Source organism: Staphylococcus sp. TE8 (assembly GCF_000692055.1).
GTDB classification, from domain to species: Bacteria; Bacillota; Bacilli; order Staphylococcales; family Staphylococcaceae; genus Staphylococcus; species Staphylococcus capitis.
This window is the reverse complement of the sequence record NZ_JMGB01000005.1, coordinates 1-11,502: the sequence shown is the minus strand read 5'-3', so window position 1 is coordinate 11,502 and position 11,502 is coordinate 1. Positions and strand designations below refer to the sequence as shown.

Genomic DNA, 11,502 nt, shown 5'->3' with positions numbered 1-11,502 from the left:
GCTAAATGATTATTTGTTTTTCATTTTATGCGACATGTTTGAGCCATTTTTAAACGAATAATAACCGTTTATAGAAAAAATAGGACTAAAACAGAAATGTTTTAGTCCCACCTACTTGCTTAACTACAGTTCATTTTCAGATTTACTCAATTGCCATTGAAGATAAAATTCGACTGCAGTTAAGAGAACATTAATTAATGCCAAAGTAACTTTAATCTTTTTCTTATTACTCATAAGTGATCCTCCTTTCTTTAATAGCAGCATGCTATGTTGTGAAATTGTGACATTGTATTGATGTTATTTTGTTATCTCCTCCTTTACCTTTCGTTTGATCTAGGTGGTTGCCTTAGCAACCACTTGATTAATAAAAAAAGAGAACATCTATTTAAAGATGCTCTCAAATTGAAGCATTGTTGGCCTATTAAATTGAATTATTGATTAAATAAAGAAGTGATGGGTAAATGGTCACGTCGCTTATTCAGCGTATGTACTTCTGCGAATTCTGATTTAAGAGATTTCATTAAGTATCCTTGCATGGCTTCAACGGTTTCATTTTTTTGAATAAGCATGGCTTTAAAACGTTTAAGAACATGAAGTATTTCTATTTCCATATCTTCTAACAAGTAGTAGCTATCAATCGCATTGTTGAAAGATGTTTTGGCTTTTAATAATACAGTTTTGATAATTTTAATTTCATCTACTTCAAAGTTACTTAGATATTTTTGAATACTCTGTGGTAGTTCTTCTAATAATTGGAACTTTAAAGCTTCATCATTAAAGTTTGGATTATAGTGATTTGAATGATTTGTGTGATTATTAGAATATGTTAGTTTATTATCATTCAAATCATCCGTATCATTACTCTCAATCTTAATATAATTAGTATCATTATAATCAGTATCATTAGACTGTGAATTTGGAAGTTCTTGACCACTGAAATTCACAGTTCTAGAACTTCCAAATTCATTGTTCTGGAACTGTGAATTTGGAAGTTCCTTGCTATGACTGGCTTTAATGTCATAATTAGGTTTTAATAGGTATAATCTATTTGGTTTATTAAGGCCAACACGTTCTTGAGTTAGTAAATTAAAACTTATTAACTCTTTTTTTAATTTTATAATTTTTTGTTCTGCATAACCTAAGTATTCGCACAAATGTTTATTACTGAAAATAAAGTAAATGTTATTATTTTTATCTACCCATTCATTTTGGATGGATAATTCAAAGCGATCTTTTAATAACGCATACATAATTTTGGCTTCCGCCGACATTTTTTTAAAATATACATCTTCGAATAAATATTTAGGTAGTTGATAAAACCTTTCAGTTTTTACTTGTGATAAATTGTATTTTTCAAAATTGGGCATAATAAAAACCTCATTTCCATTTTTAGGATTGAGGTAATAAAACAATTTTTACGTAAGTTATATGTTTTGTGCTTGCACTTAGATGATTAGATAGATATAATACAAGTATCAAAAAATATATAAACAAACGAGTGCGAATCGTTTTATTACCGAGAGTCAATGCTACGCCAATAGCATTGACTCTTTTAGTATTTATAAAGCAATATTAACACTTTTAAGAAAGTATATAAAGAGTTTTAAATATAGTTAAAAGCACATTGCCATGGCAAAATGTGTAGTTCATTGTTTTAGTGCCTAATTAAGATTCAAAAACATATTATAGGGACCTAATTAGGTCCCTATGTAGTAAATAGGTAGTAAATTTAGGTGGTAAATGATGAAATAAACTTGATTAGGTGGTAAAATTTAGGTACTAAATTAGGTACCTAAGGGTGGATGTTATGAGAACTATTAAAATGGTTGCTGATGAATTAGGTGTAACTAAACAAACTATTGTTAATAATGCTAAAAGTTTAAATATAACTTTTGAAAAAGAAAATGGGATTAATTATATTGATGATAATGATTATTTGAAAATTATAGAAAAAATTACTAAGAAAGAGAGTACAATCCAAAATAAAGAATCAGTAAAAAAAGAATTGTTTGGTGAAAATACTGCAAAAGCAGAAAAGAATATATATAATAATTCAAATAGTTCTAAGGCATTAAAAACAAAAGTAAACGAATTAGAAAAGCAAATAGAAATCTTTGAAACTAGAGCTAAAAATGATGAAAAATATATTGAGAATTTAACTAAGCAATTAGATCAACAAAATAGCAATGTTAATACATTAAATAAATTGTTGGAGAATCAACAAATATTAGCTTTAGAAAGCAATAAAAAAATTCAAAAACTAGAAAGCCAATTAGAAGAAGAAAGACAGCTTAATTATTCTTTTGATACAGCGACGAATAATAGACAAAATATTAATCCGCAAGAAGCAACTTTTACTGAAGAATCGCAAAATATCAACCAACAACAAACAAAGCGTCAACCAACAGAAGTAAATTACAAGGATATAGCTGAAGAGAAAAAGAACGACAGTACAAATGAAGGTGAATTAACAAAAGAGGATAAGTTCGTTGAAGAAACGAAGAGTGATCCTGATGATAATAGGGAGGTAGAACCACCTAAAAAGGGATTTTGGAGTCGTTTATTTGGTAACTAATTGCAATTAAAAAGGCACAACAAGTTCATAAACTTGTTGTGCCTTTTTAATGTGACTCAAACTTCTGATAATCATCAATTATGTGGTTCTGTTGCAAAGTTGAATTTATAATATAATTTTAACAAAAAGGAGTCTTCTGTATGAACTATTTCAGATATAAACAATTTAACAAGGATGTTATCACTGTAGCCGTTGGCTACTATCTAAGATATGCATTGAGTTATCGTGATATATCTGAAATATTAAGGGAACGTGGTGTAAACGTTCATCATTCAACGGTCTACCGTTGGGTTCAAGAATATGCCCCAATTTTATATCAAATTTGGAAGAAAAAGCATAAAAAAGCTTATTACAAATGGCGTATTGATGAGACGTACATCAAAATAAAAGGAAAATGGAGCTATTTATATCGTTCCATTGATGCAGAGGGACATACATTAGATATTTGGTTGCGTAAGCAACGAGATAATCATTCGGCATATGCGTTTATCAAACGTCTCATTAAACAATTTGGAAAACCTAAAAAGGTAGTTACAGATCAGGCACCTTCAACGAAGGTAGCAATGGCTAAAGTAATTAAAGTTTTTAAACTTAAACCTGACTGTCATTGTACATCGAAATATCTGAATAACCTCATTGAGCAAGATCACCGTCATATTAAAGTAAGAAAGACAAGATATCAAAGTATCAATACGGCAAAGAATACTTTAAAAGGTATTGAATGTATTTACGCTCTATATAAAAAGAACCGCAGGTCTCTTCAGATCTACGGATTTTCGCCATGCCACGAAATTAGCATCATGCTAGCAAGTTAAGCGAACACTGACATGATATATTAGTGGTTAGCTATATTTTTTACTTTGCAACAGAACCATAAATGGTAACTGTCATATATCAATTTATTTTATTTTTTTAATTTTAGGAACCTATGGATTAATGCGCGGAGGCTATATGGATATTCGATGGAATTTTCTATTATCCTTGTATGGAATGTTCGTCGGTTTTCTTGTTATGTTTTATTTTTCAGTTTATAAAAGTCCAGAATTTAGTAAAAAAAAGATAAAAATAATAGGCTTTATCAGCTCTATATTAACCATTATTATTATTTTTATCCTAGGACATTTAATGTGGATCTTATTGACAAAATGAATTTCAGTAAAATAGATTACCTCTTTCAATTAATGTTGCTTTATTCCAATTGCTTTATTGACGTTGAGCCTCGGAACCCTTAACAATCCCAAAACTTGTCGAATGGTCGGCTTAATAGCTCACGCTATGCCGACATTCGTCTACAAGTTTAGTTAAGGGTTCTTCTCAACTTCAATAAATTTTCTCGGCATAAATGCGTGGTCTATTTTTTATTATCGTCTTGATAATCATATTTTTCTGCCATCTCATCAAAATCATCATCTTTATAAAACAATAAAAAATAAACTATGGTTCCAATTGGAATACCAAATAAAGGCGTAGTAATAAAACTAGCTATAAGTATCGAAACCACTATTCTAAATAAATCATTTGAATCCCACTTCTTGTTTAATAATTCTTTCCACATTTGTTTTATAGTCATAAAAATAAAGCACTCCTTTTTAGCAAACTTTATCACAATAGTTATCACTTTACAGGTCTGTTTTTCGTCGTTATAATCTAGTTAAATCCCGTAAGGGCGCACTTATACGTTCTTTCAGAACGTTGTGCTAAAAGCGAAATCGACCTCCGTCGATTTTTATATCAAATACAAAAGAATCGGTGTTGTAGCACAGATATAAAAATTAATACTGCATATTTAAGAATCGGCGTTGTAGCGCAGATATAAAAATTAATGCTACACATTTAAGAATCGGTGTCGTGGCACAGATATAAAAATTAATTCCACGATAAAAGAATAGCTCTTTAAAAGTCAGTTCGTTTTATACGGATTGGCTTTTTTATTTTATCTAAATTTAAATACCTTTATTTTGAATTTTAAGAGGGTATTTTAAAGATTTAGGGGTAAATCATATAGTTTTAACCTAAAAAACTATATCGGCTCTTAAAACGCAAATATAAGCCAAATAAATATATCTTAATTTCACAAACAAAAATTTAAACAAAACCAGACAAACTGTATCCAAATGGGAAAAAATATGATAGAGCCCGATATAAATACACTTTTAAAGTTATCTAATATATTTGATATTTCTTTAAATGAATTAATTACTGGAGAGAAAGATTCTATTAATAATTCAAGAGGAATGAATGTATGGGAATTTCTTTCTGAAAAATGGTGGCTAGTAATTATTGTGGTAGTAATTATTTGTGGATCTTTATCTCAAATATTCTCTTAATTGATGTAAAGGAGAGAAAGAATATTGAGAAAAATAGTAAATCTAATTCTTCAATGTCTATTAGCAATATTTATAATGACTTTAATTAATGGTTTAACTCCGTTAATAGGATTAATTCCAATTATAGGTATGGGAGATTTAGGATATATATTATTTCATTTATTAATTGTATTACTAACATTTGTAATTTTCACAATTTGGATTTCAAAAATAATAAAATCAGATTTAAAAAGTTTTCGTATTACAAAGCCTAGTTTAAACTTAAGTTCAATTGTTTTAGGATTTGTAGGAATTGGGGTTATGTACGTAATATTTATTGTTTGTACTCCAGGATATTGGAAAATAAATACTAATATTTTAAATATTAGTACTGTTATTTTAATAACCTCTTTAGCTACGGCTATTTCTGAAGAATTGTTTTTTAGAGGTTTCATGATGGGATTGATTGAAAAGAAAACTAATATTTACTATGGACTTATTGTTAGTTCAATTATATTTAGCTTATTACACTTAATGAGTGGACAATATGATTTAAAAAATATCATTCTTATTATCATTGGTTTATTTATTGCTGGTATATTTTATGGATTAGTAACTATTTATTACAAAACCATATGGGCTTCTATTGCAATTCATTTTTTATTTGATGCTACTCAATTATTTGATATTACGACTCAAAGAGAAAATGAAGGTATCGCAGAATATATTTATAAAAGTTCCAATATACTTATAACTGGTGGTGAATATGGTTCTACAGTATCTGTCATTACTATGTTTTCTTTTCTTTTGATGATTATATTTCTATTAATAAAATTAAAAAAGAGAAATGAATAAACTATACATTTTCATTACCCATAATGAATGTTATGGCAACAAGAGAGGGAACTCATTTTGAGTTCCCTCTTTATACATAGTTTATTAATACTAATTATTATTTTTTTCTGATGGATATGATTGTCCTAGTAATGCTAAATTTCCAATTATAAAATATAAAATTAAGCTACCCATTGTTATTTTTTCCAAGAAGAAGAGAACCAATAACAGGATTGTGAAAATTATTGGAACAAGGAGTTTCCATACTCCCCCTTTATGATAAGAAATAAAATATTGAATTGCTAAAACAAAAACGATAACAAACACGGGTAGCAGCCAATTTATGAGTTTTTCCATGAATGTAACCTCCGAATAAAATTCAAATAATATATTTCGTAATTAAACTATCATATTTAAAAATGATTTATATAGAATCTCTATTAGTTTTTATGTGTATTTTCTATAATACTTGCTTATGATAAGTTAATTAAAAAGAGGTGTATGAATTGAAAATCAGAGATGATAATTATAAAAAAAGAGCATTAAAATTTTTTATAGCGATACTACTTATATTTTTAATATCTTTAACATTATCTGCCATATTTAGTCCACCTAAAGAGAGTGTGAAAGGTATTATACAGGGATTACCTAAAAATCTTTCAGAAATGACAGGAATCGAACTTGTTTGGGATTATATCAAGCAAAATGCTTTGAAAACGACTTTGCAAATATTTATTTTAGCACTAATACCTATTCCATTTTTATACGCTGTCAGTTTAATTGTGTCACCAGTGGCGTTTGGTATGATATTTGGTCTTTTATTACATTGGGATTTTAACCAAGGTATGATAAAGACGCTGTCTTCCTCACCTCACTTATTTATAGAAATGTTGGCAATGAGTTTTATGGCAAGTGGTTTATATATGTTAAATAAGTCAATTACACGAAAAGTTACAAATCAATTTAGAAAAGATAAAAAAGACAATATTTCTTTTAAGTTAGCATTTATTAACCTACTAAAAATTTATATTTTAAGAGCCTTACCTTTATTTATTGTGGCTGCCTTTGTAGAGGCATATATACCTAAATTTTTAATTAATCTATTACAATGATTTTGATCATACATAAACTATACAAAACAACTACCCATAAGAACTAATTATGTTAATTAAAGGAAAAAGACCCAAACACCGTCATATCAGCGTCTGGGTCTTTTAAAAATGAAAATTGAATATAAGATAATGAGATACTAAAACATTAATAAACTTTATACGTTTGTCCAGTTTGAGCGCCTTCAACACTTTTAATAAATGCATTTGCTACTTTATCAACTGAAACAGCTGTAAATCCTTTGAAGAATTCTCCATACTTATCTAAAGCTTCTTCAACGACATTAGGACTTACATTGTTAATTCTTAAACCATTTTTTAATTCTACAGCTGCTGATGTAACAAATCCTGAGACACCACCATTTGCCATAGCTGCTGAAGAACCTAATAAAATAGGATCATCCATCATAATTCCGGAAGTTAAAGTAAAGCTACCATTTTTATTTAAATAGTGTTGGCCTATTAAAACAAGATTTATCTGTCCTAATAATTTACTTTTTATGGCTACATTATTTTCTTCTAAACTCATATCTGATAGGGATTTGAAAGTTGCTCCTCCCGTGGCACTGACAACAGCATCTATATCTTTAATATCTTTATACATTTGTTCAATTTCTGTTGGAGAGGTAATATTTAATTGATAATCACCAGATTTACTGCCAACTTCAATAACTTCATGATTATTTTCTTTAAGTTTCTTAGATACACTTTTACCTATTGTGCCAGTAGCACCAATAACTACTATTTTCATTGTAATCCTCCTAATAAATACTGTTATTTTTGTAAATTTTTTAGCCAAAATAAATATATTCGAAAGTTTACTATTAATACTTACATACTTAATGTAACATATACATTTATGAATTTATTCTGTAAAACATAGTATATTCAAGTAATGTTAATATTAAATAAGCTTATACATAGAATATACAAATTAGCTACCCATAATGCTTAATTATGTAAAGAAAACAGGCCGAAATCTCGGCTTGTTTTTTTGTTTTTAGAAACGAGCTTCTTCTTGTCTTGAGAGCAGATAGAAATTTCTAGGTATTAAACTATAAATTGGATTTATAATACTTTGAAATCCCCCTTTAAAATTGAAATTAAGATCATTAGATTATTGCGAGTAATTTTACTTTCAGTATGAAAGGTTTTTGGATATCCAATTTGTCTATAGGCACTACATAAAAAGAAACCATAATTAAACAGAGTTTAACTATGATAGTCACGAAAAAATAGTTGGTGTTTTAAATTTAGAAGTTGATAAAGCATTAACTTTAGATAAATTTTTTGTAATTTTTTTGTAATAATGGATGATTTTTCGTAATATCTTTGTAATAATGATAGATGAATTATAAATATTTAGGAGGGTTTTTATGAAGAAATTTTCTAAAATTATTCTAGCTAGCGGTATTGTTTTGGGTTTCTCTGTAACGCCCGAACTATTTAATGCAACGGAAGCACAGGCACAAGAGTCTATTGAACCTTATTATAATTATGATGGTTATACTGCGTATCAAAGTGGATTTATATTAGACAAAAATTTCAAAGAGTCATTGAAATACAATAATTTTACTATCAACGGCTATCAAATATCGAAGAATTCAAATGGTGACAATCGAATAAATTTATACGATCAAACACTTTATGGTGTATCTGAGAATAAAGCTAATGGTGTTTTCTTCTCTCTCGATGGAAAATCTATTAATAAAAATACTTTAATTCAAAATTATGGTCAACCAAATTCTTACTCTCCGACTTCAGCATGGGGTGAAGAATATATGTACAAAATTGGTAATAAAGATGTCAGATTTTATATTTACAATGGCTATGTGATTAAATGTCAAATTATAAGTGAATAAGACATTTTAGGTATAAAACGTGAGGTAAGTTGCAAGTTTGCTTACTTCATGTTTTCTTTATATTATGTGTTATAGGTAGTAAAAATGTATAAAATATACAATTTAACTACCTATAACACTTTATTATGTTAACTAATGTAAAAAGCACGAACGCCGTTACAACAGCGTTCGTGCCTTTGTGTTTAGATTATAGGTTATACATCTTTTATACATTACCTTAACCACGCATTTTCATGGATTTTCATAAAGACGCATTTTTTATTTTTATGCAATGTATATCACATATCTCACATGGTATATTATAGAAAGTCGTCTTATCCTCAGACGTCAATTTGACGTAGAGAGGGGGTGCGATGAAATGTTAGCAATATTTGTTTATATAACAGTATCTATTTTTATAGAGTGCTGCGTTGCGTTGTTTAAACATTGGCTCGAACAGCGTAATAAAAAATAAGACGATGGAGCCAACACCTAAAAAACCCCAGCCTACGGCAATAGGCTGGGGTTTGGTGCGTAAATGTTAGCAATATTTGTTAATTTCAGTATATCCTTTCTTATGCTTTTTGTAAAACAATCTCTTATTCTTTCCAATCGACTTCAAGCTGTTTCAAAAATTTCTCTCGGTCTTTCTCTAATTGTGGATCATACTCATTTTTTGTTTGTTTTTCATATGTGTGTTCTGGTTCTGTTGCAAAGTAAAAAAATATAGCTAACCACTAATTTATCACGTCAGTGTTCGCTTAACTTGCTAGCATGATGCTAATTTCGTGGCATGGCGAAAATCCGTAGATCTGAAGAGACCTGCGGTTCTTTTTATATAGAGCGTAAATACATTCAATACCTTTTAAAGTATTCTTTGCCGTATTGATACTTTGATATCTTGTCTTTCTTACTTTAATATGACGGTGATCTTGCTCAATGAGGTTATTCAGATATTTCGATGTACAATGACAGTCAGATTTAAGTTTAAAAACTTTAATTACTTTAGCCATTGCTACCTTCGTTGAAGGTGCCTGATCTGTAACTACCTTTTTAGGTTTTCCAAATTGTTTAATGAGACGTTTGATAAACGCATATGCCGAATGATTATCTCGTTGCTTACGCAACCAAATATCTAATGTATGTCCCTCTGCATCAATGGCACGATATAAATAGCTCCATTTTCCTTTTATTTTGATGTACGTCTCATCAATACGCCATTTGTAATAAGCTTTTTTATGCTTTTTCTTCCAAATTTGATATAAAATTGGGGCATATTCTTGAACCCAACGGTAGACCGTTGAATGATGAACGTTAACACCACGTTCCCTTAATATTTCAGATATATCACGATAACTCAATGCACATCTTAAATAGTAGCCAACGGCTACAGTGATAACATCCTTGTTAAATTGTTTATATCTGAAATAGTTCATACAGAAGACTCCTTTTTGTTAAAATTATATTATAAATTCAACTTTGCAACAGAACCCTTTCTAGCATATTGGTTTTGATTTCAGCAATTGCACTTTTGATTTATGGAATATTTATTAATTAGAACACGCATTTATGCCGAGAAAATTTATTGTGCGTTGAGAAGAACCCTTAACTAAACTTGGAGACGAATGTCGGCATAGCGTGAGCTATTAAGCCGACCATTCGACAAGTTTTGGGATTGTTAAGGGTTCCGAGGCTCAACGTCAATAAAGCAATTGGAATAAAGCATCTATGATTATTTGAAAACATAAGTTATAATACATTCAAAAATATTTTTGAATGAGGTGTAATTATGATTCAGACTATTGTAACTGCTGCTATTCTTTATATTGCGACAGCAGTAGATTTATTAGTGATTTTATTAATATTTTTTGCTAGAGCAAAGACTAGGAAAGAATATCGAGATATTTATATTGGTCAATATGTAGGATCTGTGGCATTGATTGTCGTAAGTTTATTCTTTGCCTTTGTCTTAAATTATGTTCCTGAAAAATGGATATTAGGATTATTAGGGTTAATACCGATTTATTTAGGAATTAAAGTAGCTATTTATGATGATTGTGAAGGAGAAAAGAGAGCTAAAAAAGAATTGAATGAAAAAGGATTGTCTAAATTAGTTGGTACGGTTGCAATTGTTACAATAGCAAGTTGTGGTGCTGATAATATTGGTTTATTTGTTCCGTATTTTGTGACATTAAGTGTTACTGATTTATTAATTACTTTGTTTGTCTTTTTAATTTTAATTTTCTTCTTGGTATTTACTGCACAAAAATTAGCTAATATTCCAGGAGTTGGAGAAATTGTTGAGAAATTTAGTCGTTGGATTATGGCTGTTATTTACATAGCTTTAGGTTTATTTATTATTATTGAAAATGACACTATTGGGACAATTTTAGGATTTATATTTTAATTTAGGGTGTGATTTTATATGAGCTATGAAAATGCTTGTGATGTGATCTGTGTACATGAGGATAAAGTTAACAATGCTTTAAGTTTTTTAGAAGATGATAAATCTAAGAAATTACTTAACATTTTAGAAAAAATTTGTGATGAGAAGAAATTGAAAATCATATTATCTTTGATTAAAGAAGATGAGTTGTGTGTTTGTGATATTTCTTTGATATTGAAAATAAGTGTTGCTTCAACTTCACATCATTTAAGACTTTTATATAAAAATGATGTACTTGATTTTTATAAAAAAGGAAAGATGGCATATTATTTTATTAAAGACGATGAAATAAAAGAATTTTTCTCTAAAAATCAGGAGGGTTTTTGAAACGAGTGAAACGAGTTTCTTCTTGTCTTGATACTATAAAAAAGCAAAGATATAACATAAAATG

General features: G+C 28.9%; 14 protein-coding genes and 1 pseudogene. 9 read left to right on the top strand and 6 right to left on the bottom strand.

Annotated elements, in window-relative coordinates; genetic code table 11:
- Positions 1 to 431 precede the first annotated feature (431 nt).
- Complete coding sequence (locus CM54_RS11660; RefSeq protein WP_037551369.1) at positions 432 to 1,367, bottom strand: replication initiator protein A; 936 nt, start codon at positions 1,365 to 1,367, stop codon at positions 432 to 434.
- 440 nt (positions 1,368 to 1,807) lie between these two features.
- On the opposite strand from CM54_RS11660, the gene CM54_RS11655 reads away from it, so the two are divergent.
- On the top strand, positions 1,808 to 2,575 hold the full coding sequence (locus CM54_RS11655) for a DUF536 domain-containing protein (RefSeq protein WP_030062665.1): 768 nt from the start codon (positions 1,808 to 1,810) through the stop codon (positions 2,573 to 2,575).
- Positions 2,576 to 2,715: 140 nt separating this feature from the next.
- Complete coding sequence (locus tag CM54_RS11650) at positions 2,716 to 3,390, top strand: IS6 family transposase (RefSeq protein ID WP_037551366.1); 675 nt, start codon at positions 2,716 to 2,718, stop codon at positions 3,388 to 3,390.
- A 536-nt stretch (positions 3,391 to 3,926) separates the two neighbouring features.
- On the opposite strand, the gene CM54_RS11640 is transcribed toward CM54_RS11650, so the two are convergent.
- Positions 3,927 to 4,145: a VraH family peptide resistance protein gene (locus CM54_RS11640; protein WP_037551363.1), complete on the bottom strand. Its 219-nt coding sequence runs from the start codon at positions 4,143 to 4,145 to the stop codon at positions 3,927 to 3,929.
- 556 nt (positions 4,146 to 4,701) lie between these two features.
- Between CM54_RS11640 and CM54_RS11635 the strand changes: the two genes are divergently transcribed.
- Positions 4,702 to 4,902 (top strand): hypothetical protein, encoded by a 201-nt coding sequence (locus CM54_RS11635; RefSeq protein WP_051600361.1) that lies wholly within the window; start codon positions 4,702 to 4,704, stop codon positions 4,900 to 4,902.
- Between the two features lie 24 nt (positions 4,903 to 4,926).
- Entirely contained in the window at positions 4,927 to 5,736 is an 810-nt protein-coding gene (locus CM54_RS11630) for a CPBP family intramembrane glutamic endopeptidase (RefSeq protein WP_037551361.1), read from the top strand.
- A 90-nt stretch (positions 5,737 to 5,826) separates the two neighbouring features.
- Here the strand turns inward: CM54_RS11630 and CM54_RS11625 are convergent, their stop codons facing one another.
- Positions 5,827 to 6,072 (bottom strand): hypothetical protein, encoded by a 246-nt coding sequence (locus CM54_RS11625; protein ID WP_037551360.1) that lies wholly within the window; start codon positions 6,070 to 6,072, stop codon positions 5,827 to 5,829.
- Positions 6,073 to 6,221: 149 nt separating this feature from the next.
- On the opposite strand from CM54_RS11625, the gene CM54_RS11620 reads away from it, so the two are divergent.
- On the top strand, positions 6,222 to 6,827 hold the full coding sequence (locus CM54_RS11620; protein WP_037551358.1) for a stage II sporulation protein M: 606 nt from the start codon (positions 6,222 to 6,224) through the stop codon (positions 6,825 to 6,827).
- 145 nt (positions 6,828 to 6,972) lie between these two features.
- Here the strand turns inward: CM54_RS11620 and CM54_RS11615 are convergent, their stop codons facing one another.
- On the bottom strand, positions 6,973 to 7,575 hold the full coding sequence (locus CM54_RS11615) for a short chain dehydrogenase (RefSeq protein WP_037551356.1): 603 nt from the start codon (positions 7,573 to 7,575) through the stop codon (positions 6,973 to 6,975).
- A gap of 625 nt (positions 7,576 to 8,200) precedes the next feature.
- On the opposite strand from CM54_RS11615, the gene isaB reads away from it, so the two are divergent.
- Positions 8,201 to 8,686, top strand: a complete 486-nt coding sequence (gene isaB, locus CM54_RS11610) for an immunodominant staphylococcal antigen IsaB family protein (protein WP_037551353.1) — start codon at positions 8,201 to 8,203, stop codon at positions 8,684 to 8,686.
- Positions 8,687 to 8,957: 271 nt separating this feature from the next.
- Positions 8,958 to 9,140: a type I toxin-antitoxin system Fst family toxin gene (locus CM54_RS13175; protein ID WP_369952456.1), complete on the top strand. Its 183-nt coding sequence runs from the start codon at positions 8,958 to 8,960 to the stop codon at positions 9,138 to 9,140.
- 124 nt (positions 9,141 to 9,264) lie between these two features.
- Here the strand turns inward: CM54_RS13175 and CM54_RS13000 are convergent.
- Both CM54_RS13000 and CM54_RS11600 read right to left on the bottom strand, forming a co-directional pair.
- Positions 9,265 to 9,366, bottom strand: a pseudogene (locus CM54_RS13000) (replication protein); the annotation flags it as partial.
- Between the two features lie 60 nt (positions 9,367 to 9,426).
- On the bottom strand, positions 9,427 to 10,101 hold the full coding sequence (locus tag CM54_RS11600; RefSeq protein WP_037551349.1) for an IS6 family transposase: 675 nt from the start codon (positions 10,099 to 10,101) through the stop codon (positions 9,427 to 9,429).
- 353 nt (positions 10,102 to 10,454) lie between these two features.
- Between CM54_RS11600 and CM54_RS11595 the strand changes: the two genes are divergently transcribed.
- Both CM54_RS11595 and CM54_RS11590 read left to right on the top strand, forming a co-directional pair.
- Complete coding sequence (locus CM54_RS11595; RefSeq protein WP_002441958.1) at positions 10,455 to 11,072, top strand: CadD family cadmium resistance transporter; 618 nt, start codon at positions 10,455 to 10,457, stop codon at positions 11,070 to 11,072.
- 18 nt (positions 11,073 to 11,090) lie between these two features.
- Positions 11,091 to 11,438, top strand: coding sequence for an ArsR/SmtB family transcription factor (locus tag CM54_RS11590; protein ID WP_002441960.1), 348 nt, complete (start codon positions 11,091 to 11,093; stop codon positions 11,436 to 11,438).
- The last annotated feature ends 64 nt before the right edge of the window (positions 11,439 to 11,502 follow it).